The organism is Longispora fulva, assembly GCF_015751905.1.
Lineage (GTDB): Bacteria > Actinomycetota > Actinomycetes > Mycobacteriales > Micromonosporaceae > Longispora > Longispora fulva.
The window spans coordinates 7,692,866-7,718,848 of sequence record NZ_JADOUF010000001.1 but is presented as its reverse complement, the minus strand read 5'-3'; the positions used below and the strand labels follow the sequence as shown (position 1 = coordinate 7,718,848).

General features: G+C 72.4%; 21 protein-coding genes. 8 read left to right on the top strand and 13 right to left on the bottom strand.

Translation table 11 applies throughout. The features are described from left to right. Positions 1 to 42: 42 nt before the first annotated feature. Positions 43 to 531 carry a polyadenylate-specific 3'-exoribonuclease AS gene (locus IW245_RS35700; RefSeq protein ID WP_197007500.1) on the bottom strand — a complete coding sequence of 163 codons (489 nt, stop codon included), beginning with the start codon at positions 529 to 531 and terminating at the stop codon, positions 43 to 45. Positions 532 to 735: 204 nt separating this feature from the next. Here IW245_RS35700 and IW245_RS35695 point away from each other — a divergent pair, with 204 nt between their 5' ends. Next, positions 736 to 1,428, top strand: a complete 693-nt coding sequence (locus IW245_RS35695; protein WP_197007499.1) for a Crp/Fnr family transcriptional regulator — start codon at positions 736 to 738, stop codon at positions 1,426 to 1,428. Between the two features lie 112 nt (positions 1,429 to 1,540). Here IW245_RS35695 and IW245_RS35690 read toward each other — a convergent pair whose 3' ends face one another. After that, the gene (locus IW245_RS35690) at positions 1,541 to 1,720 is read right to left on the bottom strand and encodes a hypothetical protein (RefSeq protein WP_197007498.1); all 180 of its coding nucleotides are present in this window, start codon (positions 1,718 to 1,720) and stop codon (positions 1,541 to 1,543) included. A 155-nt stretch (positions 1,721 to 1,875) separates the two neighbouring features. On the opposite strand from IW245_RS35690, the gene IW245_RS35685 reads away from it, so the two are divergent. Beyond that, positions 1,876 to 5,436 carry an adenylate/guanylate cyclase domain-containing protein gene (locus IW245_RS35685; RefSeq protein ID WP_197008857.1) on the top strand — a complete coding sequence of 1,187 codons (3,561 nt, stop codon included), beginning with the start codon at positions 1,876 to 1,878 and terminating at the stop codon, positions 5,434 to 5,436. On the opposite strand, the gene IW245_RS35680 is transcribed toward IW245_RS35685, so the two are convergent. Continuing rightward, positions 5,408 to 6,094, bottom strand: a complete 687-nt coding sequence (locus IW245_RS35680; protein ID WP_197007497.1) for a lysophospholipid acyltransferase family protein — start codon at positions 6,092 to 6,094, stop codon at positions 5,408 to 5,410. The genes IW245_RS35685 and IW245_RS35680 overlap by 29 nt on opposite strands. A 131-nt stretch (positions 6,095 to 6,225) precedes the next feature. On the opposite strand from IW245_RS35680, the gene IW245_RS35675 reads away from it, so the two are divergent. Further along, entirely contained in the window at positions 6,226 to 6,699 is a 474-nt protein-coding gene (locus tag IW245_RS35675) for a hypothetical protein (protein WP_197007496.1), read from the top strand. A gap of 51 nt (positions 6,700 to 6,750) precedes the next feature. Here IW245_RS35675 and IW245_RS35670 read toward each other — a convergent pair whose 3' ends face one another. The 7 genes from IW245_RS35670 to IW245_RS35640 form a co-directional block, all read right to left on the bottom strand. After that, a complete protein-coding gene (locus IW245_RS35670; RefSeq protein WP_372445320.1) occupies positions 6,751 to 7,311 on the bottom strand; it encodes an alpha/beta fold hydrolase in 561 nt (186 codons plus the stop codon). Next, positions 7,311 to 8,660 carry a flavin-containing monooxygenase gene (locus tag IW245_RS35665; protein ID WP_233473082.1) on the bottom strand — a complete coding sequence of 450 codons (1,350 nt, stop codon included), beginning with the start codon at positions 8,658 to 8,660 and terminating at the stop codon, positions 7,311 to 7,313. The genes IW245_RS35670 and IW245_RS35665 overlap by 1 nt, the downstream gene beginning before the upstream one ends. A gap of 10 nt (positions 8,661 to 8,670) precedes the next feature. Then, positions 8,671 to 11,751, bottom strand: coding sequence for an AfsR/SARP family transcriptional regulator (locus tag IW245_RS35660; RefSeq protein WP_197007493.1), 3,081 nt, complete (start codon positions 11,749 to 11,751; stop codon positions 8,671 to 8,673). A 25-nt stretch (positions 11,752 to 11,776) separates the two neighbouring features. After that, a complete protein-coding gene (locus IW245_RS35655; protein WP_197007492.1) occupies positions 11,777 to 14,695 on the bottom strand; it encodes an AfsR/SARP family transcriptional regulator in 2,919 nt (972 codons plus the stop codon). A gap of 311 nt (positions 14,696 to 15,006) precedes the next feature. Beyond that, positions 15,007 to 15,675 carry an endonuclease/exonuclease/phosphatase family protein gene (locus IW245_RS35650; protein ID WP_197007491.1) on the bottom strand — a complete coding sequence of 223 codons (669 nt, stop codon included), beginning with the start codon at positions 15,673 to 15,675 and terminating at the stop codon, positions 15,007 to 15,009. Between the two features lie 49 nt (positions 15,676 to 15,724). Then, on the bottom strand, positions 15,725 to 16,669 hold the full coding sequence (locus tag IW245_RS35645) for an ROK family glucokinase (protein ID WP_197007490.1): 945 nt from the start codon (positions 16,667 to 16,669) through the stop codon (positions 15,725 to 15,727). A gap of 38 nt (positions 16,670 to 16,707) precedes the next feature. Then, positions 16,708 to 17,157 (bottom strand): SRPBCC family protein, encoded by a 450-nt coding sequence (locus IW245_RS35640; RefSeq protein WP_197007489.1) that lies wholly within the window; start codon positions 17,155 to 17,157, stop codon positions 16,708 to 16,710. Between the two features lie 294 nt (positions 17,158 to 17,451). Between IW245_RS35640 and IW245_RS35635 the strand changes: the two genes are divergently transcribed. From IW245_RS35635 to IW245_RS35615, 5 genes are all read left to right on the top strand, one after another. Further along, positions 17,452 to 19,221, top strand: a complete 1,770-nt coding sequence (locus tag IW245_RS35635; protein WP_197007488.1) for an AMP-dependent synthetase/ligase — start codon at positions 17,452 to 17,454, stop codon at positions 19,219 to 19,221. Between the two features lie 43 nt (positions 19,222 to 19,264). Beyond that, complete coding sequence (locus IW245_RS35630; RefSeq protein WP_197008856.1) at positions 19,265 to 20,869, top strand: sensor histidine kinase; 1,605 nt, start codon at positions 19,265 to 19,267, stop codon at positions 20,867 to 20,869. Then, positions 20,862 to 21,527: a response regulator transcription factor gene (locus IW245_RS35625; RefSeq protein ID WP_197007487.1), complete on the top strand. Its 666-nt coding sequence runs from the start codon at positions 20,862 to 20,864 to the stop codon at positions 21,525 to 21,527. The genes IW245_RS35630 and IW245_RS35625 overlap by 8 nt, the downstream gene beginning before the upstream one ends. A gap of 86 nt (positions 21,528 to 21,613) precedes the next feature. Beyond that, the gene (locus tag IW245_RS35620; RefSeq protein WP_197007486.1) at positions 21,614 to 22,054 is read left to right on the top strand and encodes a hypothetical protein; all 441 of its coding nucleotides are present in this window, start codon (positions 21,614 to 21,616) and stop codon (positions 22,052 to 22,054) included. 131 nt (positions 22,055 to 22,185) lie between these two features. Then, positions 22,186 to 22,638, top strand: a complete 453-nt coding sequence (locus IW245_RS35615; protein WP_233473063.1) for an HIT family protein — start codon at positions 22,186 to 22,188, stop codon at positions 22,636 to 22,638. Between the two features lie 121 nt (positions 22,639 to 22,759). Here IW245_RS35615 and IW245_RS35610 read toward each other — a convergent pair whose 3' ends face one another. From IW245_RS35610 to IW245_RS35600, 3 genes are read right to left on the bottom strand one after another with little or no spacing between them, the layout of a single operon-like run. Beyond that, positions 22,760 to 23,884 (bottom strand): glycosyltransferase family 4 protein, encoded by a 1,125-nt coding sequence (locus IW245_RS35610; RefSeq protein WP_197007484.1) that lies wholly within the window; start codon positions 23,882 to 23,884, stop codon positions 22,760 to 22,762. Positions 23,885 to 23,918: 34 nt separating this feature from the next. Then, positions 23,919 to 25,151 (bottom strand): M48 family metallopeptidase, encoded by a 1,233-nt coding sequence (locus IW245_RS35605; protein WP_197007483.1) that lies wholly within the window; start codon positions 25,149 to 25,151, stop codon positions 23,919 to 23,921. Then, on the bottom strand, positions 25,148 to 25,957 hold the full coding sequence (locus tag IW245_RS35600) for a hypothetical protein (RefSeq protein ID WP_197007482.1): 810 nt from the start codon (positions 25,955 to 25,957) through the stop codon (positions 25,148 to 25,150). The genes IW245_RS35605 and IW245_RS35600 overlap by 4 nt, the downstream gene beginning before the upstream one ends. Between the last annotated feature and the right edge of the window lie 26 nt (positions 25,958 to 25,983).

Sequence of the window (25,983 nt, the reverse complement as noted above, 5' to 3'; positions counted from 1 at the left end):
CCGTTGCCGGCCCCGGGGCCGCGGTTCCCACTGTAGTCGCACTCAGTGACGGATGGCGTTCCACCGCGCCAGGTTGTGCCGGGCGTCGGCGAGCGCGTCGTGCTGGTCAGGGGGCGCGGCCGGCAGGTGCGGGCGGTCGGCGTCGTCCCACGCCTGGCGCAGCTCCTTGGTGAACCGGGGGATGATCCTCGGCAGGGCGGGCATGGCCCCCCAGAGCTGGGCGAGGACGACGTGGTCGTAGGCGGCGTACCAGGCCCACAGCTCCAGTTCGTCGCCCGGCTCCAGGGGCTCGGTGAGAAACGCCAGCAGGTCGTCGCGGATCCGGTCCCGGCTGCGCCACGCCTTGTCCGAGGGCGACGGCAGCTTGTCCAGGACGTTGCGGCGGACCCACGGCACGGCCTTGGAGTCGTCGAACTGGGTCGACACGGCGTAGAACTCGCGGCCGTGTTCGTCCACCACCCCGATGGAAACGAGGTCGACGATCCGGCCGTCCTCAATGAATTCGCAGTCGTAGAAATAACGGTAGATCACCCAGACAGGGTACGCACCCCCCGGTGACCTGGGCGGACGCCCCGCTCCGCGTACTCTGGAACGCTCACTTGCACCGCCGAATCGGTTTTGTACCCGAACGGTGCCCTGTCGGGAGACCGATATGGGGGATGTACATAGCGCGACAACCGTGCATGATCTGTGGTGTTCGGTTGCATGAGAAGTAAACCGGGGAGGAGTACTACCGTGGAGGCTCGCCTTCCGGATCCCACCGACGCGCTCACCGGCGTGGAGTTGTTCGCTGGGCTGGAGCCAGAGGCGCGGGAGCGTGTGCTCGCCGCCGCCGTGCCCCGCACGTACCGCAAGGGGCAGTTGCTCTTCGTCGAGAACGATCCCGGCGAGTCCCTGATCGTGCTCAAGCGCGGTGCGGTGGCGGTCTTCCGCACGGCGCCGACCGGCGAACGCGCGGTGCTGCACGTGGCCCGCCCACCGGGCGTCATCGGTGAGATCGCGCTGCTCGACGGCGCCGCGCGCTCGGCGTCCGCCGAGGCGATCGAGGACTGCGTCGCGTTGGCACTGTCCCGGGGAGCGTTCCTGGAGCTGGTGCACGCCAACCCGCGGATCCTCGACCCCGTACTGCGCGCACTGGGCGGCTACATCCGCCGGCTCACCGAGCAGAACGCCGACCACGTGTTCCTCGACCTGCCGGGCCGGGTCGCCAAGACGCTGGTCCGGCTGGCCGGGGAGACGCCGGCGACGATGGTCACCATCGAGCTCAACCAGAGCCAGCTCGCCGAGATGGCCGGCGGTTCGCGGCAGAGCGTCAACCAGGCGATCGGTTCCTTCGCGAACCGGGGCTGGCTGCGCACCGAGGGCCGCAGGATCGTGCTGACCGACATCCTGTCGCTGCGGCGGCGGGCGGGCATGCCGGACCGGTAGACCGCCAGTCAGCGGTCCTTTTCAGATGGTGCACATTTTCCCGCAGCGAAATGGCGGGGCCCGGGTCACCGGGTCCCGCCATTGTCGTGTGTCGTGCGCGCCGTGCCCGCGGTCAGCTCGGGCCGACCCAGCCATCGGTCTTCGGGTCCTTGGCGCTCGGGCCCACCCAGTCGCAGACGCCCTGCGCGGCGAGCTGGCCGGCCGTGAGGTCGTCCACAGCGAGCACCTCGCCAGCGTGGTGCACCTGCCCCTTCGGGTCCGTCCAGTCCTTGGTCAGCGTTACCTGAGCCATGCCCCTCCCCCTCCTATAAGAAATAGCCGCGCTGACTGTAGACACAAACTCTTGACAAGCGCATGCCCACTGTCGGCATCCGAACAGCCCATTCCGTTCATGGGAGACTTCCCGGCATACTCGGCGTCGGCCGATGATCTACAGGGGGTAGGGGCATCTCCAGTCGAAGCTGCACACACTGTGGCCGCCCGGGCGCGGACGACGACCGGTTCTGCGGCGGTTGCGGCAAGTCACTGTCCCTGGACTGTGCCAATTGTGGTCGCACGCTCAAGGCTGACGCGCAGTTCTGCACCGGCTGCGGTGCCGCCGCCGGGGGCGGGGACGCCACCAACCAGCCGGCCAGCCACGAGGACCGCCGTCGGGTGAGCGTCTTGTTCGTGGACCTGATCGACTCCACGTCCTATGGCGAGCGGGTCGACCCCGAGCAGGTCAGAGCCATGCAACACAAATTCTTCGGTACCGCGCGCCGGGTGATCCGCCAGCACGGCGGCGTGGTGGAGAAGTACATCGGGGACGCGGTGATGGCGCTGTTCGGCGCGCCCGTGGCCACCGAGACCGACCCGCTGCGCTGCGTGCGCGCGGGCCTGGAGCTGCAACGCGCCCTGATCCGGGAGGCGCCGGACGCCGGGCTGAAGTTCCGGGTCGGCATCGTGACCGGCGAGGCCCTCGTCGACGTCGCGGCGGCCAGGGACGGCGGTCAGGCCATCGTGGCCGGTGACGTCGTGAACACCGCGTCCCGGTTGCAGCAGTCCGCGCCGCCCGGCGGGGTCCTGGTGTGCGGGACGACCTACGCGGCGACCCGCGACGCGGTGCGCTACGCCGAGCAGGCCCCGCTCACCCTGCGCGGCCGGTCCGCGGCGACCGAGGTGTGGTTGGCCGAGGCGCCGGTCCGCCGCCGGCCGCCCGAGGAGGTCGACCACACCCCGCTGATCGACCGCGAGCACGAGCTGAGCCTGCTGACCAACGCCCTGCAACGCGCCGTCACCGAGCGGACCCCGCAGCTCGTCACGGTGCTGGGGCGGGCCGGGATCGGCAAGAGCCGGCTCGTCCGGGAGCTGTACACGCACACCCAGCGGATGCTGGACGCGCCGGTGGCCTGGCGGACCGGGTACTGCCCGCCGTTCGGCGAGGACGTCACGTTCATGGCACTCGCCGACATCGTCAAGGCGCACGCGGGCATCCTGGACACCGACGGGGCCGAGACGGCCCGGCACCGGTTGACCATCGCCCTGCGCGAGTCGGGGGCGGAGAGCGACGGTCGGCTCGCCGACGCGCTGGCCCCCCTCGTCGGGCTGTCCGGCACGAAGCTGTCGGCGGAGGACGCGAGCTCGCTGTGGCGGCGCTATCTGCGGTCGATGGCGTCGCAGCGGCCCACCGTGCTGCTGTTCGAGGACATCCATCTGGCCGATCCGGCGCTGTTGAACTTCATCGAGCTGCTGGTCGGCGGCGCGCGGGACCTGCCGCTGATGGTGCTGTGCACGGCCCGCCAGGAGCTGCTCGAACGCGAGCCGTCCTGGGCCGGGGCCGTCGCGGGCTCGCTGACGATCGCGCTGCCGCCGATGCGGGACACCGACATCGCCACGATGTACGCGCAGATGTTCGGCCAGGCGGCGTTCCCGGCCGAGATGCTCGCGCCGCTCGTGGAGTTCGCCGGCGGCAATCCGTTGTACGCGCACGAGTACGCCCGGATGCTGATCGAGCGGGGCACCCTGCGCCGGGGCGAGCGCAGCTGGTCGCTGCGGGGCGACGACGACCTGCCGATGCCCGACAGCGTGCACGCGGTGATCGCCAACCGGATCGACCTGCTCGACGCAGCCGACCGCACGGTGCTGCAGGCCGCGGCGGTGGTGGGCGCGACGTTCTGGCCGGGGGCGGTGGCCGCGGCCGTCGGGCGCTCCGTGGAGACCGTGGAGAAGGCCCTGCGCCGGTTGGAGCAGCGCGACCTGATCAGCGAGCAGCACGAGTCCACGATGGCCGGTCAGGCCGAGTACCGGTTCCGGCACGTCCTGGTCCGCGAGGTCTGCTACCAGCGCCTCCCTCGCACCGAGCGGATCGCGCGCCACGAACGCACCGCCACCTGGCTGACCGGGGTGTCAGCGAGCCGCGCCGACGACCTGGCCGAGGTGACCGCCCGGCACCGGGCCGCCGCCTACGAGATCGCCCTGTCCCTGGGCCTGGAGCCGGAGCGCTACGCCCGCGCGGCCCGGGTGGCCCTGCACGCCGCGGCCCGCCGCGCCTACCGGCTGTACGGCCTCGACCGGGCCGCGACCTACGCCGAGCGGGCCATGCAGCTGTGCCCCGACGACGAGCCCGACCTGGCCACCGGCCGCCTGCAGCTCGAACTCCTCGTCACCGAGCTGGCCTACTACCGCGACCGGGACTCGTTCCTGCGCAGCGGCGGGGTCGAGCAGCTCGGCGCGCTCGGCGAACGCCTGCACGCGATCGGGGACCTCGCGGGGGCCGCCCAGGCCGCCACCCTGTCGGGCAGCGTGGCGACGATGACCGCGGACCGGGAGACGGCCGTCGGCTGGCTGGAGCGGGCCGTGGAGCTGTTCACCCAGCTCCCGGACTCCGTCGAGAAGGCCACGGCGTTCACCGAGCTGTCCCGGATGCACATGCTCAACTACGAGCACGACCCGGCGGCCAACGCCGCGGCCGCCGCGCTCGACATCGCCGACCGGCTGAACCTGGTGGAGATCCGCGCGTCCGCGATGATCACGATGGGTACGGCCCGGGTGCTCGCCGGCGACCCGACCGGCCGCCAGGACCTCGACGACGCCCTCGCGTACTGCCGGGGACGGGAGTTGCCGGCCGTCAACCGGGTCGCGATCAACATCTCGTGGGCCATGCAGGAGGACGGCGACATGGCCGGCTCCCGACTCCTGATCGACCAGTACCTCAACTCCGACGTCACGAGTCGGCACGGCACGGTCACCTCGTTCGCCGAGGACGCGATGTGGAGCTTCTTCGCCGGGGACTGGCCGCGCCTGCTCGCCGCCGCCGACGCGTTCCTGGAGACCCCCAGCGGCGAGTGGGACCTGCAGAACCGGGTGATCCGGGCCTGGGTCCGCGAACTGTGCGGCATCCCCGGAGAGACCCGCAGGACGCCCGCGCCGGCCGGTGCAGAGGACGGCGAGGCCCCTGTCGAGGACGAGGTGTCCCGGGCGATCGCGATGGCGCGGCGGACCGGCTTCCACCGGCCACTGTGGTCCACGGTCGGGCACGGGGCGTTCCTGCGGGCGTTGCAGGGCCGGTTCGACGAGACCGCCGTCCTGCTCGGCGAGCTGATCGACGACTGGCTGCCGACCCGGATCATCGCCAGCCGGGAGTGGGTGGCGGCCGCGGCGTTCGCCGCCGCCCTCGCGGGGCCCGCGACCGCCGACCGGCTGCACAAGGTCCTGGAGGACTCGCCCCGACGCACCCCGTGGGTCGAGGCGGCCCTGGCCGTCACGTCCGCGGCGATGGTCGGCGGGGACCAGCGCCAGGCCGGCGCGCTGTTCGTCCGGGCGGCCGAGCTCTACCAGCAGATCGGGGACCTCACCGACCAGGCGATCGCGGTGGCCCTGGCCGCCCGGGCCTACGAGGCGGCCGGCGACCCGGCGGCGCCGGCGCTGGTGGCCGACACCCGGACGTTCGCGACCCGCAACGCCGCACCGGGGCTGGCCACCCTGGGGCTGACCGCGACGGTCACACCGTTACGGGTGGCTGGTTCTTGAGCTTGGCGGCGTAGACGTCCACGTACTCCTGGCCGGACAGCTCCATCAGCTCGTACATCACCTCGTCGGTGATCGAGCGCTCGACGAACCGGTCGCCGACGAAGCCGTCGTAGCGGGAGAAGTCCAGCGGCGCGCCGATCCTGATCCGGACCCGCATGATCCGGGGCCAGATCCGGCCGGGCGGCTGGACGAGGTGGGTGTTCACCATGGCGCACGGGACGACCGGTGCGCCGGTCTCCAGGGCGAGGCGGGCGACGCCGGTCTTCCCCCGGTACAGCCGGCCGTCCGGGGAACGGGTGCCCTCGGGGTAGATGCCGAACAGGTGGCCGTCGCGGAGCACCCGGGCCCCGGTCTCCAGGGCGCCGGCACCCGCGCCGCCGCCGCTGCGGTCGACCGGGATCTGGCCGGTGCCGCCGAAGAAGATCCGGTTGATCCAGCCCTTGACGCCCGTACCGTTGAAGTACTCCGCCTTGGCGACGAACGTGATCCGCCGGCGCACGACCAGGGGCAGGAAGATCGAGTCGGAGAAGGACAGGTGGTTGCTCGCCAGGATCGCGGGGCCCTCGTCGGGAATGTTCTCCAGCCCCTCGACCTTGGGCCAGAAGAACAGCCAGAGCCAGGGACCGATCACGAGGTGTTTGAGCACCCAGTAGAGCACATCATCCTCCGCACGATCGGGTGAGCTGGTGACCATTCAACCGTATGAACCGTCCCGGGTGTTGTGACCCGAGGGTGGAAACGTGTCACGATGCTGTGGACGAATGATCTCAGAGGGGCGGAGGATCACGGGTGAACGCTGACGCCGAGCGGGCCGAGCCGGACCCGGACGACGTGGATGCCCAGTTCGCCCGGATAGTCGCCGGATATCACACCGACGCTCCCGAACGACCGGAAATCGAGTCCGTCGAGCTCACCGACCTCACCGCCCAGTCGGGCCTCAGCCCGCGCGGGCCGGAGCCGGACGGGCAGGGCCTCCTCGACGGCCTGGACACCTTCGGCGAGGACCTCGACGACGAGGACGAGCACTACGTGCCGCCCCCGCCCCCGCCGCTGCCCCGGCCCACGAAGCGGGTCGTGACCTCGGTGCTGGTGTTCGCGGTCGGCGTGCTGCTGCTGTTCTGGCCGGAGCTGCTGCCGATCTCCGACCAGCTGGTCCAGTTCGCCGGGCTGATCGGGATCGTCTCGGCGGTCGTGATGCTGGTGATGCTGCTCAAGCCCGGGGACGACGAGGACTACGACCCCGACCAGGGCGCCAGGGTCTGAGTCTCCACCGACGCGCCGCCGCGCGCCGGTGGAGGGGCGCGGCGTAACCGTCTAACGGGGTTTGATCGTCTGCTCCAACCAGTCCAGCAGGCCCTCGAGCGGGTAGAGCCAGGACGGGTCCGTCAGGCGGCGCGGGTCCGACAGCAGGGTCGGGGTCACCTTGTAGTGCTCGCCGGCCTTTGTCAGGGCCCGGCCGGCCGCGCCGACCAGGAGCACCTGCGCCGGGCCGACCACGTCCTCGTCCGGCAGCCGCGCCGGCGGGTCGATCAGGACCGCGGCCCTCGCCGGGTACCGGGTCAGCGCCGCCGCCGCCCACCGCGCGCCCGGCCCGTGGCCGACGAGCACCGCCTGCCGGGGCAGGGACGCCGCGACCTGCACGACGTCGTGGCAGTGCTCGCGGACGCCGACCAGCCGGCCGGCGCGCGGGGTGACGGTGTAGGCGGACCAGCCGCGTTCGGCGCACCGGTCCAGCCAGTGCTCGGCGAAGAACTCGGCCGGCCGGCCCACGAACAGCAGCGGCGGGTACCTGTCGTCGCCGGGCAGCGCCGAGCGCACCTCCCGGGCGACGGGCTTCACCGGCTTGGACCAGTCGCGCTGCCGCAGGACCCTGATCACGCGGTCAACTCCTTCAGCAGACTCTCGACGGCCTTCAGGTACGTCACGTGCGACACCTCGAACCAGTGCCGTTCCGTGGCACTGACCTTGGCCTTCGTCCACCGCCACTCGGCACGGTCGGCCGCGCCGGCCCAGATCTGGGCCGCGCGCTCCGGGTTCGTGGTGCGCAGCGTCAACCAGCGGGCGATGGCCTGGGTCTGCCAGTGCACCAGCGGGAACTGGCCGGAGTCCGGCTGCACGAGCCCGGCCACGGCCAGGGTCGGATGCCGGGGGGCGAACATGTGCAACCACAGCCGGGGCGGGTTCGCGCCGAGGATGCCGGGGTCGAGGAACTCGAACCGGGGCGCGTAGCCGGTGGCCAGGACGACCAGGTCCGGCTCCGCCTCGGTGCCGTCCTCGAACTCGACGGTGCGGGCGTTGAACCGCTTCACGTCCGTCACCGGGGTGATCGCGCCGTGGCCGACGTAGTAGACGAGCTGGCTGTTGACGATCGGGTGCGTCTCGTACACCTTGTGGTCGGGTTTGCGCAGGCCGAAGCGGGTCAGGTCGCCCACGGTCAGCCGGAGCACCCGATGGAACGCCCACTGCCGCAGCCGCAGCGGCAGCCACTGGGTCGCGTCGTTGACCTGGTCGGCGGGGCGGCCGAAGACGTACTTCGGCGCGTACCAGTAGCCGCGCCGGGTCGAGTGCCAGCACCCGGCCGCCTGCTGGGCGGCCTCGACCGCGATGTCGCAGCCGGTGTTCCCGCCGCCGATCACCAGCACCTTCTTGCCGCGCAACACGGCGGCGTCCTTGTAGGACGAGGAGTGGATGACCTTGCCCCGGAAGTCCTCGATGCCGGGCAGCGCCGGGGTCCGCGGGTGCGAGTTGTGCCCGTTGGCGACGACGACGGCCGCGTAGCTGAGTTCGCGTTCCGCGCCGCCGCCGTGCGAGGGCCGGACCCGGACCCGCCACCGGTCGTTCTCGATCGGGTCGGCGGAGACCACCTCGGTGCCGAACCAGATGTGCTCGCGGAGGCCGAAATGGTCGGCGTAGCGCTCGAAGTAGGCGAGCAGCTGGGAGTGGTGCGGGTAGTCCGGCCAGTGGTCGGGCAGCGGGAAGTCCGGAAACTGGGTCATCGGCTTCGACGAGATCAGGTGGGTGCTGGAGTACACCGGACTTCGGTCGTGCCGGATGTTCCACGCGCCGCCGATGCCGGTCTCCCGGTCGTAGCAGTCGACGGCGAAGCCGTGTTCCAGCAGATTCTTCACCGCAGCCAGGCCGCTCGACCCGGCACCGATCACACAAACGGCATTGCCCCGATCGTCCACCGGCACAGAGTGCCACCGCCGGGGGGCGTTGGCAATACAAAGATCCCTATTCGGTACTGGCGGCCAGTGCCGCTATGGTCCGCGCCTCACGGAACCGGTAGCCGGTCTGCTCCCGGATCTCGACGGCGCGCCGGGAGTACCGGACGGCCGCCTCACGGTCGCCGGCGCGCAGCCGCAACTCGGCCAGCCGGGTGTTCGCCTCGCACTCCTGGAGCCGGAAGCCGTGTCGGACCGCCACGGACAGGCCCTCCCCCGCGAGGGCCTCGGCCCGGGCCGGGTCCCCGAGCACGGCGTGGGAGTCCGCGAGACCCAGCAGCGCCGCGGCCCGGGTCTCCGGCAGGTCCAGCTTCCTGGCCAGGGTCAGCGAGGCGTCGTACGCCGCCATCGCGTCGACGGGCGTCCGCGCCAGGTCCCCGACGGCGATCAGCGCGTCGGCCTCCAACATCCCGTTGCCGACGGTCCGCACCCCGGCCAGGGCTGCCTCGACGTGGGCCACCGCCTCGTCCCGCCGGCCCAGCGCGCAGCACGCGACGGCCACCTCGACGAGCGCCACCGAGGTGAAGTGGTGGCCCACCTCTCCGAACAACTCCACCGCCCTGGTCTGCAGCTCCAGCGCCTCCTCGTACCGCCCCAGCCGGAGGTACGCGTTGCCCGTGCCATGCAGGGCGTTCGCCTCGCCGCTCACCGCGCCCATCTCGCGGAACAGCGCGAGCGCCCGCAGGCTGTGGTCCGCGGCGTCGGCGAGCCGGCCCTGGATGAGGTGGATGTGGGCCAGCTTGCAGAGGTCGGTCGGCGATCCGGCCACCTGGCCGGTCCGTCGGGCGATCTCCATCGCCCGGGTGATCCGCTCGATCGCGGCGTCCAACCGACCGGCGTTGACGTCGCCGATGGCCAGGTTTCCCTCGGCCGCCGCCTCGACCGCGAGCCAGCCCGCCGACCGGGCCGCCTCGAGCGCCCGCTGGTAGTGCACCGCGGCGAGATCCCGGTGCCGGGCCGTGTTGCCCAGGCTGAGTTCCAACGCCGCCTGGCCGCGCTGGTCGCCAGCCGCCGCCGCGACCCGGATCCCGGTGCGACAGACCGTCAGGCAGTCCGCGGTGTGCTGTCCGACGGCCAGGAAGCCGCGCATGGCGTCAGCGAGCAACCATACGGCCGGCTGCGGAGCCCGGTCGGCGAAATACTCCACCGTGGACACCAGGTTGCCCCGCTCCGACTCAAACCACGCCAGGGCCGCCTGCGAGTCCGGGAAGCCCGGATGCCCGGACTTCGGCGGATCGAGCCGGGTGAACTGCGGGTAGAGCAGCCTGGCCGCGGCGTCGGAGGTGGCAAGACACCAGTGCAACAACGCCTCGGCGGCCGCGCGCCGGTCGTCGTCGGCGTCGGTCGCCTCGGCCAACTGCCGGGCGTACACCCGAATCAGGTCGTGCGGGGCGAACCGGTCACCGCCGTCGAACTCCAGCAGATGGGCGTCGGAGAGTTCCCGCAGCAGGGTCATGGCCCGGTCCACCGGGACGCCCGCCATGGCCGCCGCGGCCCCCGCCGTCAGATCCGCGCCCGGGAGCAGTCCGACGAGCCGGAAGAGTCGCGCCGTTTCGGGGGCGAGCGCCCGATAGGAGTGCCCGAAGACGCCCCGAATCGACGCGAGTTCGTCACCGGGGACCTCCAGCGAGGCCAGGAGGTCCCCGGCCCGGAGTTCGGCGTTGTAACCGGCGATGTCGCGTCGCGGCTGGCTGACCAGGTGCGCCGCGGCGATCCGCAGAGCCAGCGGCAGGCCGCCGCACAGCCCGGCCAGCTCGGCGACGGCGTCCGGCTCCGCGGCCACCCGCCGCCGGCCGAGCACCCGGGTGAGCAGTTCCACCGCCTTGTCCGGGGGCAGGACGCCCAACTCCAGGAGGCGGGCACCGTCGCGGGCGACGAGGCCGGCCAACCGGTCGCGGCTGGTGACGACGACCCGGCTGCCCCGGCTGCCCGGGAGCAGCGGCCGGACCTGGTCGGGGCCGCTGGCGTTGTCGAGGATGACGAGAATCCGCCGGTCAGCGAGGAGGGTGCGGTACAGGGCCGCCGCCTCCGCCAGGTCGACGGGGATCTCCTCTCCGGGCACGCCGAGTGCCCGCAGGAACCCGGTCATCGCGTCGAGGGGCCGCACGGGTTCCGTCGCGGAGTAGCCGTGCAGGTTCACGTACAGCTGGCCGTCGGGGTAGAGGTCGCGGACCCGGTGCGCCCAGTGCAGTGCCAGTGCGGTCTTGCCGACGCCGCCCGTGCCCTCGATGGTGCTGATCACGACGGCGCCCGCGCCGTCGAACAGCTCGTCGAGCCGGGCGAGCTCCTCGGCTCGGCCGACGAAGTCCGGCACGTCGGACGGGAGCTGGGCGGGGCCGGCCGGCCGGGTCGCCACGGGACCAGGGACCGGGCGCAGGGCCGGGTCGTCGGCGAGGATGGCGCGTTCCAGGTCGGTGAACTCCTGGCCGGGGTCCAGGCCGTGCTCGTCGGCGAGCAGCCGCCGGTAGTCCCTGGCCACGGCGAGGGCGTCGGGCTGGCGGTCGAGGCGGTGCAGGGCGAGCATCAGGTGCCTGTGCAGCCGCTCGCGGAACGGACTCTCCGCGATCCAGGCGGCCAGCTCGTCCACGATGAGCGCGTGCCGGCCGGCGGCCAGGTCCAGCTCGGCGAGCCGTTCGACCACGGTCAGCCGCTGGTCGGTGAGCCGGGAGCGGGCCGGCTCCACGTACGGGGCCGTCACGTCGGCGAGCGCCGGCCCGCGCCACAGGTCCAGCGCCTCGCGGAGCCGGGCGGCGTCGGGCGACCCGGCGAGGGTGGTGAACAGGTCCAGGTCGAGCTCGTCGGGGGCGACGTCCAGCACGTACCCGGCGGGTCTCGTCGCCAGGACGTGTTCGGCGCCGGCGTCGCGGAGGGTGCGGCGCAGCGCGGACACCGCGACCTGGATCTGGCCCCGGGCCCGGTCGGGTGGCATCTCGCCCCAGATAGCGTCGATCAGCCGCTCGGGCGGGACGGGACGGCGGGCGTTGAGGAGGAGGAAGCCGAGCACGGCACGGTGCCGGGGGGCGGAGAACACCACCGAACGACCGTGGATCACCAGTTGGACCGGACCAAGCAGCCCGAAACGCACCGTCACCGCCGCACCCCCATACCTCAGGAGACTAGGTGATGGTCGGCCCGTCGGTCACCGGGGTAAGAGCCGCGAGCCCGGCGGCGATCCGGGCCTCCGTGTCGGGGCCGGCCGGGTCGACGTCCAGCGCCCTGGCCTGTTCCAGGTGTTCGCGGGCCTCCGTACGCCGGCCCAGCAGGAGCAGCACCTCGCCGAGGAGCGCCAGGTCGTCCTTCGCCCGGCGCAGGTCGCCCAGCCGGTGCTTGATCGCTAACGAGAGGCGCAGGTGCTCCACGGCCGGCCCGTACCCGCCACGGACCCGGTGCAGGTCGCCGAGGCTGTTGTGCACGTCGCCCTCGCCGCGCAGGTCGCCGAGTTCCCGGCAGATCGTGAGGGCGTCGGCGAACGCGTCGGCGGCCTCGGCGTACTCGCCGCGCTTCTGGTGCGCGATGCCCAGGCAGTTGCGCGACATGGCCTCGCCCCGCCTGTCGCCGGTGCGGCGTTGCAGGACGATGGCCCGGCGGAAGTACCCGACGGCGTCGGCGGACCTGTCGCCCTCCGCGGCGCAGATCCCCAGGTTGATCAGGGCCACCGACACGCGGAACAGGTCGCCGGTCTCCTCGAAGTGCCCCAGGGCCGCCTCCAGCGGGCCGACGGCCTCGGCGTAGCGGCCCTCGGTGACGCACAGGCCGGCGAACAGGTTGTTGGCTGCGGCCAGGCCGGCGGTGTCACCCGTCGAGCGGTGCAGTTCGATGGCCTCGCGCAGGTGCGAGCGGGCGTCGGCGGCCCGACCGATCTGCCGGTACACCGTCGCGAGGTCGACGTGCGCGCTCGCCAGGTCCGCCGGGTCCCCGAGCCGTTCGGCGACCTCCAGGGCCTGCTGGAAGATCTCCACCGCCTCCGGGCCGTGCCCCCGGTTCACGAAGAAGTCCCTCAGCCGGTACGCCAGCTCGTAGGCCGCCGCGTCGTCGCCCCGCTCGACGGCCAGCCGGACCACCGGCCCCAGGTTGGCCCGCTCCGCGTCGAGGAACACCATCGCGTCGTGCGCGTCGGGCGGGAAGGGCAGCGTGGCCGGCCCGTGGCGCGCGGACAGCGTGACCCGGTCGCGCTGCGGGGCGATCAGGGCACCGGCGGCGTGCAGGACGACGAGGTACCAGTCGACGAGGCGGCCCAGGGCGTCCGCCGTCGCCTCCCCCGCCGCTCTGAGCGCCGCGTACTCCCGCACCAGGTCGTGCATCGTGTACCTGCCCGGGGCGTGCTCCTCGACCAGGTGCGCGGCGGCCAGCCGGTCCAGCAGGTACTCCGCCGTGTGCGCCGCCACCCCGACCAGCGCGGCGGCGGCGTCGACGGTCAGGTCCGCGCCGGGGGTGACCCCGAGGAGCCGGAACAGCCGGGCCTCGTCGGCGGCGAGGGCAGCGTACGACTGGTCGAACGCCGCCCGGACCGACGACTGCTCGTCGCCGACCACGGTCAGGGCGAGCAGCCGGTTGCCCTCCCGCAGCGCCGCGGCGTGCGCCGCGAGCCCGGTGTCCGGCCGGTCCACCAGGAAGGCCGCGGTGATCCGCAACGCCAGCGGCAGACGTCCACACAGGACGGCCAGCTCGGCGGCCGCCACCGGCTCGGCCGCCACCCGGTCGGCCCCGACGATCCGGGTCAACAGCTCCAGCGCCTCCGCCGGCCCCAGCGGGGTGAGCGTGATCCGGCGGGCCCCGTCCCTGGCCACCAGGCCGGCCAGCCGGTCGCGGCTCGTCACCAGGGCCAGGTTGCCAGGCCCGACCGGCAACAGTGGACGGACCTGCTCCGGGCTGTTCGCGTTGTCCAGCACCACGACGATCCGCCGGGACGCCACCAGGTCGCGGTACGCCCCCGCCGCCGCGTCCAGCTCCGTCGGGATCCGGGCACCCGGCACGCCCAGCGCCCGCAGCAGCCGGGTCAACGCCTCCAGCGGCCGCAACGGGCCTGTCGACGACGAGTAACCGTGCAGGTTCAGGTACAGCTGGCCGTCGGGGAACCGGTGCCGGACCCGGTGCGCCCAGTGCACGGCCAACGCCGTCTTCCCCACGCCCCCGACGCCGGCGATCGTGGTCAGCACCACGGCCGTCGCGCCCGGCCGGCCGTGGTCCGGCAGCAGACCGTCGAGCAGTTCGAGCTGGTCGGCGCGGCCGGTGAAGTCCAGCACGTCCGGCGGGAGCTGCGCCGGGGCCGGCGCGGGCCGGGCGGCGGCCGGCGCGGGTCGGGTCGCGGCCCCGGGCGCGAGCGCCGGATCCGCCCGGCGGATCGACTCCTCCAACGCCGCGAACCCGGGACGCGGGTCCAGGCCGTGCTCCTCGGCGAGCAGCCGGCGGAAGTCGTCCGCCACGCGCAGCGCGTCCCGGGTCCGGCCACAGCCGTGCAGGGCGAGCATCAGCTGCTCCCGAAAACGTTCACGCGACGGGTACGCCGCGACCAGCTCCGTCAACTCCACCACCAGTTCCCGGTACCGGCCCCGGTCGAGTTCGCGGTCCGCCAGCCGTTCGCGGGTGGTCAGCCGCAGGTCCTCCAACCGGGTCCGGACCGCGTCGGCGTACGGGGCCGCCACGTCGCCCAGCGCCGGCCCGCGCCACAGCCCCAGAGCCGCCCGGAGCGCCCCCGCGTCGGCGTCCGCCGGCGACACCCGCGCCGTGAACGCGTCCAGGTCGAAGTCGTCCGGCCCGGGGGTCAACGCGTAGCCGGCCGGCAGGGTCTCCAACAGGTCGGCGAGACCCGCCCGGCGCAGCACGCCCCGCAGGGTGGAGATGGCCACCTGCACCTGGGCCCTGGCCGTCACCGGCGGGGCGTCGCCCCAGATCGCCGCCACCAGCCGGTCCGCCGACACCGGCCGCCCGGCGTGCAGCAACAGATACGCCAGGACGGCGCGCTGTCTGGGCTGCATGGACGGACAGTCCCCGTCAGCGCCGCAGACCCGCACCGGGCCGAGGATGCCGAACCTCATCCACGCCTTCCTCCGTCAGCCCCCGCGAGCCACCGTGCGCCGATCCAACGCTCACCGCGAGCGTAGGCGACCGGGTCGCGGGCGGGACGGGGAGTCGACCGCCGGTTGGGGGGTAGCGGACGCGTGCGCACCGGCGTAGTGTTTTCCGCACGGAGCACCTCACCACCTTCTTCCCCCGTGGAAGGTGGAGAGGTGCTCCCCTCGTCTGCGCCTTGGGGCTGGTTGTTGAGGGGTGAGGGTTGCCGCTGCCGGGTTGCTGCGGTCTGTTGGCCGCGCCCCGGGGAGGGGGCGGTAGGCCGGGCACTCGGGGGTTAGAGGGTTATTTCGGCGTAGATGGGGAAGTGGTCGCTGGCTCGGCGGACCGCTGGGGTGTCGATGACGCTGTAGGACGTGACCGTGCAGGTCTTGTCCGCGAAGAGGGCGTCTATGCGGCGGCTGGGGTTTGTGACGCTGAAGGTCGGGGTTTGGTTGGTGGCGCCGGCGTCCGTGCGGGTGTCGGCCAGGGTGCGCCAGGCCGAGCCGCCCTCTGTTTCGTTGATGTCGCCGCCGAAGATGGTGGTGCCGCCCGCCTCGCGGATGGTGGCCGCCAGGAGTGCCGCCTGGGCCGGGCGTTCGGTGTCGTCGGTGGCCAGGTGGGTGCCTACGGCCAGGAAGGGCACCTTGGCCACGGAGCAGCGGGCGAAGGCCGCGCCGCGGAGGTGGCGGCCCGGGGTCAGCGGGTAGCGCAGGCCCCAGGCCTCCTCGACGGTGACGCGCATGCTGACCAGGATGGCGTTGCCCAGGCCCGGGAGGCCGCCGGAGGCGTAGAGCATGCCGCCGGAGCGGGCCAGTTCCGCGCACTTGTGGCGCCAGCGGAAACGACGCGGGGCCTCCTGGGCGAACAGGACGTCCGGGGCGAGGTCGCGGATCACCTCGCCCAGGGCGGCACGGTCGTCCTTGAGACCCCGCACGTTGTACGAGACCACCCGCAGCTTCGGCATGCCGTCAGTCCCTCGTGAGCAGCTAAACGTGCCTGGCCCGATCTGTGCGCTAGCGTTGCCTGGCCAGGTCCGAGGCGCCGACCAGTCCTGCGAGGTTGCCCAGCCGGGCCTGGCGGATCTCCGCCACCGGCAGCTTGCCGCGCTGGGTCAGGCGATCGGCGTAGGCGCGCCGCGCCGGGTCGAGCAGCAACTCCCCCGCCTCACTGACGCCGCCGCCGACGACGATGACGGCCGGGTCGAGCACCTGCACGGCGTCGGCCATGCCGTAGCCCAGCCACCGGCCGATCTCGGCGAACGCGGCGCGGGCCGTCGGGTCGCCGTCGCGGGCCGCCCGGGTGACGGTCGGCCCGTCGATCTTCTCCACGTCCCCGCCGACCAGCGCCAGCAGCTCGGCGGCGGCGCCGGCGCCGTCCCGGGCCTCGGAGCGGGCGAACCGGACCAGGGCCGTGCCCGACGTGTACTGCTCCAGGCAGCCGCGCGCCCCGCACCCGCAGGGGTGCCCGTCGGCGACGGCCAGGGTGTGCCCGAACTCCGCGGCGATGCCGTGCTCGCCCCGGATCAGGTGGCCGTCGAGCACGATGCCGCCGCCGATGCCGGTGCCGACGGTGAGCAGGACGAGCGACCTCGTACCCGTCCCGGCTCCGAACCGGAACTCGGCCCAGGCCGCGGCGTTGGCGTCGTTCTCGACCACCACGGGCAGGTCGATGTCGGCGGCGATCGAGTCGCGCAGCGGCTCGTGCCGCCAGGCCAGGTTGGGCGCGTAGAGGACCGTGGACCGCTCCGCGTCGATCCAGCCGGCCGCGCCGATGCCCACGGCCTCGACCGGGTGCGCGGCGGACAGTTCCCGGATCACGTCGACGATCAGCTCGCGGGTCCGCCCGACGTCGTCGGCCGGGGTCTCCCGGCGGGCCTGGGCGATCACTGTGCCGTCCGCGTCGACCACCCCGGCCAGCACCTTGGTGCCGCCGACGTCGATCCCGATGGTGAGTCCCACCCGACTCCTTCGTTTGTCTACCGACACCGCGCCGGGGGCTAGCTCTTCGAGCTCTCCACCCGCCGCTTGAGCTCCTTGAGAGCCGTGTCCATGATCATTTTCTCGGCCTTGCGCTTGAACATGCCCAGCATGCTCATGCCCAGCTCCACCGCGAGGGTGTACGTCACCGTTGACGTGCCGTCCCCGTTGTCCACCAGGTCGTACGAGCCGACCTGACTCTTCTGCAGCGCCGACGGGGCGACCAGCCGCCACTCGATCCGCGAGATGTCGTCCGCGTACTCGTACTGCAGCGTGTACTCGTCCTTCGCCACGCCGGCGTCGAGGGAGAACCGGACCTGGCTGGCGTAGCCGTCCTCGTACTCCTCGATCACCTCGATCGAACGCACCGCCGCCGCCCATTCCGGGTAGCGCGGGAAGTCGCAGATCACCGCAGCGATGTCGGCGGGCGAGGCCGCGACGACGATCGACTGGGTCGAGGAGTCCGCCATGAGAGCGAAGACTACCTGGCTGCGTGCCGAGGCGCTGCGCGCCGCATGGTTTTTCGCGGCGGGCGAGCCGAGGCACCCGACGGCACGGCGCAGGGACGCTGCGCGCCGCGTCGATTTCCCACGGGGCGGGCCGGGAGGACGGGCGGCGCGCCGACGCCACCGCGCGGGCGGCCCTGATAGGTTCGAAAAGTATCAGCTCCGTGACGGGCCTGTTCACACAAGCGTACTGGCGGGTAAGTTCGCGGTGATCCCACGCGTGTGGGGCTGCTCGGGGGGCTAGTGAAGGAGTCGGAAGTGCGCGAATTCTCCGTACCAGCGGCCGTGACCGTCCCCGACGACCTGACGCTGACGGACAAGATCTGGTCCAACGCGCAGGACCACGGTGACGTCGTGCAGTTCCGCCGCCCGGGCCCGGACGGCTGGGCGGACGTGACCTGCCGCGAGTTCCGGGACGAGGTCGCCGCGCTGGCCGCAGGCATGATCGCCGCAGGGATCTCCGGCGGTGACCGGGTCGGCCTGATGAGCAAGACCCGCTACGAGTGGGGCGTGATCGACTACGCGATCTGGGCTGCCGGCGCCGTCACCGTCCCGATCTACGAGACGTCCTCGGCCGAGCAGGTCGAGTGGATCCTGGCCGACTCCGGGGCCGTGGCCTGCTTCGTCGAGCACGACGAGCACGCGGCGCTGATCCCCGAGCTGCCCGCCCTGAAGAACGTGTGGAAGATCGATGCCGGCGCGCTCGCCGAGCTGACCCCGGCGGAGCCCGACCTGGCCGCCGTGGAGGCCCGCCGGGGCGCGACCCAGGCCGCCGACGTGGCCACGATCATCTACACCTCCGGCACCACCGGCCGGCCCAAGGGCTGCGTGCTGACCCACCGCAACCTGTACTCGAACGCGGAGAACGCCCTCTTCAACTACGGCGAGGTCCTCGGCGACGGCGGCGCGACGCTGCTGTTCCTGCCGCTGGCGCACTCCCTGGCCCGGATGATCCAGCTCGCGTTCGTGCACGGCCGGATCACGATCGGGCACACGGCCGACGTGAAGAACCTGCTCGACGACCTGAAGTCCTTCCACCCGACGATCATCCTGTCGGTGCCCCGGGTGTTCGAGAAGGTCTACAACGGGGCCAAGCAGAAGGCGCACGCCGCCGGCAAGGGCAAGATCTTCGACCGGGCGGCCGACGTCGCCGTGCGGTGGAGCACGGCGCAGGACACCGGCGGCCCCGGACTCGGGCTGAACCTGCAGCACAAGGTCTTCGACAAGCTGGTCTACAGCAAGCTGCGCGTCGCCCTCGGCGGGATGTGCAACTGGGCCGTGTCCGGCGGCGCGCCGCTCGGCGACCGGCTGAACCACTTCTTCCGCGGCATCGGCGTCACGGTCCTGGAGGGCTACGGCCTGACGGAGACCTCCCCGGTGACCAACATCAACGAGCCGGGCCTGCAGCGGATCGGCTCGGTCGGCCGGCCGATCCCCGGCACGACGATCTCGATCGCCGACGACGGCGAGATCCTGGTCAAGGGCCCGCAGGTCATGAAGGGGTACTGGAACAACCCCGCCGCCACGGCCGAGGTGATCGACTCCGACGGCTGGTTCCACTCCGGCGACATCGGCGAGTTGGACGACTCCGGCTTCCTGTTCATCACGGGCCGGAAGAAGGAGCTCATCGTCACGGCCGGCGGCAAGAACGTGGCCCCCGCCGTACTCGAGGACCGGGTCCGGGCCCACCCGCTGATCAGCCAGTGCGTCGTCATCGGCGACCAGCAGCCCTTCATCGCCGCGCTGGTCGCGATCGACGAGGAGGCGTTCCCGCGCTGGCTCGAGGCGAACGGCCGGACCGGTACGATCGCGGAGTTGCGGGCCGACGAGGCGCTGCGGGCCGAGGTGCAGACCGCGGTCGACGACGCGAACAAGGCCGTCTCGCACGCGGAGGCGATCAAGGTCTTCCGGATTCTGCCCCGGGACTTCACCGAAGCCACCGGTGAGCTCACCCCGTCGATGAAGGTGAAGCGCAACGTTGTCTGCAAGGAGTACGCCGACGAGATCGCAGCCATCTACGGGTCATGACCCCGACTCCGAGTCGGGCGGCGCGTGGTACAGACCGAGCACCATCACCACCGCCGTCCGGATCGGCCTCCTGGTCCTCGTCACCATCCTCAGCCTGGTGGCGACGAAGGACCTGAGAACCCTGGTGTGGGTCGGGCTCCTGACCATCGCCGCGCTGCCGGCGACCCTGAGACCGACCCATCCGGTGTACGGCAGGGCCGGCCGGGCCGCCGAGACCATCGTGACCGTCCTCGGCGCGGTGGCGCTGGCCGACGAGGGCTGGACCCTGCTGCCGTACCTGCTGGCCCCGGTGATGGGCGCGGCTCTGTACCGGGGGGCCGCCGAGGCCTTCCTGCTGGTCGCCATGGCCGGCATCGGGCTGTTCGGCCTCGGCTCGTTCACCGGCAACTTCAGCCGCTCGGACAACCTGCTGGCCGCCGTGCAGTGGCTGGCCATCTCCACGGCCACCGCGGCGTTCGGGGGCGCGCTGCACCGGGCGTTGGCGACGAGGAACAGACCCCAGCCGTACGCGGAGGCGACCCGGCTGCTCACCCAGCTGCGGACGGTCGCCCGGCACCTGCCCGGCGGCACCCTGGACCCGGGCGGCATCGCCTCGCACATGCTGGACGAGGTCCGCGAGGCGGCCGGCCTGGACCGGGCCGCGGTGTTCGGGGCCAGTGGCGGCGGCCGGCTCGTGGTGCTGGCCCAGTTCGGCGTGGAGCGGGTCGACTGGGAGACCTCGGTGGACTCCGAGAGCGCCGTGGCGGACGCCTGGGCCACCCAGCAGCCGCAGACCTCTTCCCGCTCGTTGTCGCGGTCGCGGTCCCGCGAGGAGGTGTCGGCCCTGGTCGTGCCGCTGATGGCCGGCGTACGGACGATCGGCCTGATGGCGTTGGAGAACGACAAGCCGGGTGCGTACCCGGCGCAGGTCGTCGCCCGGGTCGCCGAGCTGGCCGGCCCGGCGGCGCTGCGGCTGGAGGCGGCGCTCCTGTTCGACGAGGTGCGCACGCTGGCCACCAGCGAGGAACGCCAGCGGCTGGCCAGGGAGATCCACGACGGGGTCGCCCAGGAACTGGTCATGGTCGGCTACGGCATCGACAACGCCCTCGCCCAGCTGCCCCCGGGCAGTGAGGGGGCCGAGAACGACCTCAAGGAACTGCGCACCGAGGTGACCCGGGTCATCACGGAGCTGCGGCTGAGCCTGTTCGAGCTGCGCAGCGAGGTCGAGCGGCACGGCGGCCTGGCGGCGGCGATCTCCGACTATGCCCGGACGATCGGCTCGTCGGCCGGGTTGCGGGTGCATCTGTCCCTGGATGAGTCGACTTCCCGACTTCCGGCGGCGATTGAGGGGGAATTGCTCAGAATCGCCCAGGAAGCCATCACCAACGCGAGGAAGCACGCCCGGGCGGAGAACCTCTGGGTAACTTGCGAAGTTGATCCCCCGTACGCTCGAATCGAGGTCTCCGATGACGGCGCCGGCATCGGGGACGGCCCCGCTGACGGCAGTTACGGGCTGGCCATCATGGCCGAGCGCGCCGAGCGGATCCGGGGTGACCTGACCATCGCCCCCCGTGACCCACGAGGCACCACGGTGGTGATGGTGTTAGGCACGGCCGTCCGGCACGGTAGCGTATCGGCATCAGAGGGGGTGGGCATCAAAGATGAGTGACCCGACGTCCAGCGAACCGACCCGGGTGCTGTTGGTCGACGACCATGACCTGATCCGCAAGGGTCTCAGGCACGCGTTCGACCGCGACCCGCAGTTCGAGGTGGTCGGCGAGGCCGGCACCACGGCGGAGGCGTTGCGGCTGTGCGCCGCACTGTCGCCCGAGGTGGTGATCATGGATCTGCGGCTGCCCGACGGCAGCGGTCTCGACGCGACCCGCGAGTTGCGGAAGAACAACCCGACCATGGGCATCGTCGTGCTCACGATGTACGCGGGCGACGACCAGCTCTTCGGTGCACTGGAGGCCGGCGCGAGCGCCTTCGTGCCGAAGAGCTCGCCGGCCGACGACGTGGTGGCCGCAGCCCGGCACGCCGCGTCCACGCCGAACGCGTTCACGGCCGCCGACCTGGCCGAGGCCATGAAGCGCCGGTTGGCCCCGTCCGGGCCGCAGCTCTCGCCCCGGGAGGGGCAGGTGCTCAAGCTGCTCGCCGACGGGATGAGCGTCGCCGGGATCGCCAAGCAGCTCTACGTGTCGGAGTCGACGGCGAAGACCCACATCTCCAAGTTGTACGAGAAGCTGGGTGCCGCCAACCGCGCGCAGGCGCTGATGACGGCCCTGCGGTTGGGCATCCTGGAGCCACCGGACAAGCAGCGCTTCTAGGCGGCACATATCCACTCTCGCGGTTGTGGTACCTATTATCACGTCTATTTCGGACAAAATAGGTGCCACAACCGCAAGGGGGATCCGTGGAGGCCACGCCCCTCCTCGATATCGTCACGCGCCGCCCCTGGCCAGCCGTGCTCCGCGGCGAGCAGGGCCTGCGCCAACTCGGCCGCCAGCTGCGCGAACGCCACGCCCGCGCCCCGCGGGCCCCCCGCCCCGCCGGCTACCTCGACTGGGAACTGTCCGGCGCCCGGAGCCCGTTGATCGACCTGTGCCAGCTCACCTGGGCCATCGCGCCCATCTCGTTGCGCCCGTTCAGCGAGTTCGGGTTCCGCGCCGAGCCGGACCGACTGCGCCGGATCGAGGGCCTGTGCGAGGCGTACGGGGTGGATCCCGAGATCGTGCTGCTCGCGGCGCCCGAGTGCATGCGCACCGCCGCCCGCACACTCGAACGGCGCTCCGTGACAGGTGCGGCGGAACTACGCGAGACCATCGACTGGTACCTCGGATGGCTTAAAAGGTGACAAAACAAATGCATCCATGGCGCCGGGCGCTGGAACTGGGTAACCTCCGACCGTTCGACCAATTTGGAGGAGCAATGGGCGACTGGCGGGAGGACCGCATCGGAGCGGCCCGACGCGGTGAGAATCCGACCGTGTTGGCGAAGATGCGGAGTGGCTACGCCGTCATAGGCGACACCCAGTTCCTGCCAGGATATTGCGTCCTGCTGTCGGACATCGACGACGCCGAGCACCTGTCGGACCTGCCGTTGGAGGAGCGTACCCAGTTCCTCACGGACATGGCGCTGCTCGGCGAGGCCGTGTTCAACGCGTGCAACGGCGACGACCCGCACTTCCGCCGGATCAACTACGAGATCCTTGGCAACACCGACCACTACCTGCACGCGCACGTCTTCCCGCGCTACGCGTGGGAGCCGCCGGAGATGCGCTCGGGCCCGGTCCGGCGCTACACGCGGGACCGGTGGACGCACCCGGAGTGGCAGCTGTGCAGCGACCACGACGGCCTCCGCAAAGCAATCACCCGCGAGCTGGAGCGCCTCATGGCAGTGGCGTATGCCCTGCCGACGAGCACGTCAGCCCTGTCCTAGCCGTTGCTCTGGCTCTTGATCCAAGGCGAGGTGGCCCGCTGAGGGCGGGACTGGCAAGCATCGCGTGACGGCACTAGGGCTCGCCCTGCGCCTTTGCGCGATGCGCCGTCCAGCGTCGTCCTCAGCGGGTCGGCACAAGCAAAGTGCGCATGCGGGCGGCCTGGGCGTCCCAGTTCCATTCCTTCTCCACCCACGCGCGCCCGGCTTTGCCCATCCGGGCCGCCAGCTCCCTGTCGGTGAGCAGGTCCACGAGCCGGTCCACCAGGGCCGGGGAGTCGTGGTCGACCACGTAGCCGGTCTCCCCCTCCAGGACCGCGTCCGGTGAGCCGCCCGAGTTGCCGGCCACCACGGGCAGCCCGACGGCGCTGGCCTCCAGGAAGACGATGCCCAGCCCCTCGACGTCGAGGCCGGCGGCCCGGGTCCGGCACGGCATCGCGAACACGTCGCCGGCCGCGTAGTGCGCGGGCAGCTCGGCGTACGGCACGGAGCCGGTGAACACCACCGCGTCGCTCACGCCGACCTGGGCGGCGAGCTTCACGAGGGCCTTCCGGTACGGGCCGCCGCTGACCAGCAGCAGCTTGGCGTCGGGCACCCTGCGGAGCACGGCCGGCATGGCCCGGATCAGGGTGTCCTGGCCCTTGCGGGGCACGAGGCGGGACACACACACGATGACCGGCCGGTCGCCGAGGCCGTGCCGGGCCCTGATGTCCGAGCCGTCGACCCCCGGGTGGAACGTGTCGACCTCCACGCCGGGCGCGAGCCGTTCCAGGGTGGTGAGGGTGCCCAGCGCCGGCGCGAGGCGTACCCGCTGATATTCGGTGAGGTAGGTGAGCACGTCGGTGTGCCGCGCGATCCTGCGCAGCAGGCCCCGGGCGCCGGGCAGCTTCGCCCAGCCGATCTCGTGGCCGTGGGTCAGGCCGATGGCGCGCTCGATGCCGGTCCGGCGGCGCAGGCCCTCGGCGAGGAGCCCGAGCGGGGCCGCGGCCCCGAACCACACCGTGTCGCAGCCGTGCGCGCGGGCGATCTCGGCGGCCCGGCGGGCGACGGCCCGGGTGGGCAGCATCATCCCGGTGTCCTCGCGGACCACCTCGAACGGCTGGGCCCGGTCGAAGGCCGTCGACTCGGGGCCGCGCCAGGTCGAGGAGTAGACGACGAGGGACTCCTGGCGGACGGCGAGGGCGTGCACGAACGACTGGATGCCGCCGGGGCGGGGCGGGAAGTCGTTGGTGACCAGCAAGGTGGTCACCGCGCGGGCCGCCTCGGCGGCGCGGGGTTACTCGTCATCGGCGCTTCTTCCAGGTGCGGGCCACGGCCATCCGCTCGACGGCGGACGGGTGGCTGGCGAACAGCAGGTATTCCACCACAGGCGGGTCCGGGTCGCCGAGGTTGACCAGTGCCAGCCGGCGCTGCATCGCCTCGAACGTCGCGGGGTCGCCGGTCAGCGCCAGGGCGTGCCGGTCGGCCCGCGCCTCGACCTGCCGGGAGACCAGGTTCTGGAAGGGTCCGGAGACGAGCCCGACGACCGCCGCGACGGCGAACAGCAGCGCCAGCGCCCTCGGCTCGGTGACCGACTCGACCCCGGCGCGGCGGAGCAGCCCGGTCCAGCCGCCGAGCAGGTAGAGGCCGACAACGCCGGCGGCGGCCCCGAGCGCGCCGACGACGGTACCGAGCAGCACGTCGTTGTCCTTGGCGTGGCCCAGCTCGTGCGCGACGACGGACGCGACCTCCTCGGGCGGGGCCTCGGTGAGCAGGGTGTCGTACACGACGATCCGGCGGGTCGGGCCGAGGCCGGAGACGTAGGCGTTCACAGCGCGGGTCCGGCGGGACGCGTCGGCGACGAGCACGTCCCTGACGGGTACGCCGTCGCGCTCCGCTAGTGCCATCAGTGAGTCCCGCAGGGACGACTTCTGCATCGGGGTGAACGTGTTGAACACCGGCTCGACGAGCACCGGCAGCGCGAAGGACAGCACCACGACGACGAGCGCCGCCCCGGCCGCACCGAACGCCCACCACCACCGGGGCGCGTACCGGACCAGGGCGTAGAACGCGGCCAGGGCGACGGCGGTGAGGAGGGCACCCAGCAGGTACCCCTTGAGCACGTCCAGGGCCCAGGAGCCCCAGTCGCGGGTGGACAGCCCGTACCTGCGCAGGATCGTCTCCTGCCAGGCGGCCACCGGCAGGGTCAGCAGTTGACCGAGGGTCACCAGGACCAGACCGCCGAGCACGCCCCTGGCCAGCCAGTGCGCCGGCAGCAGCCCGAGCAGTCTGGCCCCCAGCGGGGTCAGGCCGAGAACCACGGACAGCGCGAGGCCGAGCAGCAGGGCGCCGTAGCTGCCGGGGCGCAGCGCGGTGTGGAACTCCCGGGCCCTGGCCACCTTGTCGGCGGGCAGGGTGCCGAGCGCCGCCAACTGCTCGGACCTCGGCGGGGTGGCCGCCCAGGGCACGAGGAACACCAGGATCACGCCGACGGCCACGACCAGTGCGGCCAGCACCCACCACGCGGTGGTTCTCATCCGAGTCGCCTCTCCACGTACTCCCGCCAGTGTTCGACCAGGTGTTCCTCGGTCAGGCCCAGCTCCTCGCGGAACACCCGGTCGGAGTCCGCGCCGGCCGACACCCGCCGGTAGACCCGCAGCAGGGTCTCCTCGCCGGCCCGTTCGACCATGAAACGGCAGATCAGCCACGCCTCCTGGTACGCCTGGGCCTGCCGCTCGCCCGCGAACTCGTGCCGCGCCGGCAGCCGGACCGGCAGCCGGCCCACCCGCACCTCGTCGGCGAGCTCTTTCGCGATGCTGCGGTCCCTGGTCGGGGAGTCGCGGTGCGCCACGTACTCCGCGAGGCCCTCGGCCAGCCAGTACGGCGTCAGGTCGGACGTCGTGCCCCGAGCGGCGGCGTGGGTGATCTCGTGGGTGAGCACGACCTGCCGGCCGGCCGGGGACAGCGCCCCGAACACGTCCGGGTTCACCACGACCCGGCCGCTCGGGTCGGTGAGCGCCGCGACGTGGGTGAGGTCGCCGTCCTCGTCGATCAGCGCCCGCAGCTCGTCCACGTCCGCCGGCACGATGATGGTGACGTGCCGCTCCCAGGAGCCCCACACCTCGGTCACGACCTCCACGGCCCCGGTGGCCGGCCACAGGATCCGGCTCATCAGCCGTTCGCCGCCGGCGTGCCCGAGGATCAGGACGGTGTCGGAGCTGCGGTCGATCCACGGCCGGGGCGCCGGCCCGGCGGCACCGCCGACCAGGCGTCTGTGGGCCACCACGGGCGCGGAACCCGGCGGGGCGGTCAGCGACAGCGCGAGGAGCACGAGGACCGCCATGCCGACGGCCCGACTGACCGACCCGG

Bases quoted from the DNA above. Each gene is read 5' to 3' on its own strand.
- IW245_RS35690 (WP_197007498.1), bottom strand. From the start codon at position 1,720: ATGGCTCAGGTAACGCTGACCAAGGACTGGACGGACCCGAAGGGGCAG.
- IW245_RS35655 (WP_197007492.1), bottom strand. From the start codon at position 14,695: ATGAGGTTCGGCATCCTCGGCCCGGTGCGGGTCTGCGGCGCTGACGGG.
- IW245_RS35650 (WP_197007491.1), bottom strand. From the start codon at position 15,675: ATGCCGAAGCTGCGGGTGGTCTCGTACAACGTGCGGGGTCTCAAGGAC.
- IW245_RS35640 (WP_197007489.1), bottom strand. From the start codon at position 17,157: ATGGCGGACTCCTCGACCCAGTCGATCGTCGTCGCGGCCTCGCCCGCC.
- IW245_RS35625 (WP_197007487.1), top strand. From the start codon at position 20,862: ATGAGTGACCCGACGTCCAGCGAACCGACCCGGGTGCTGTTGGTCGAC.
- IW245_RS35605 (WP_197007483.1), bottom strand. From the start codon at position 25,151: ATGAGAACCACCGCGTGGTGGGTGCTGGCCGCACTGGTCGTGGCCGTC.
- IW245_RS35600 (WP_197007482.1), bottom strand. From the start codon at position 25,957: ATGGCGGTCCTCGTGCTCCTCGCGCTGTCGCTGACCGCCCCGCCGGGT.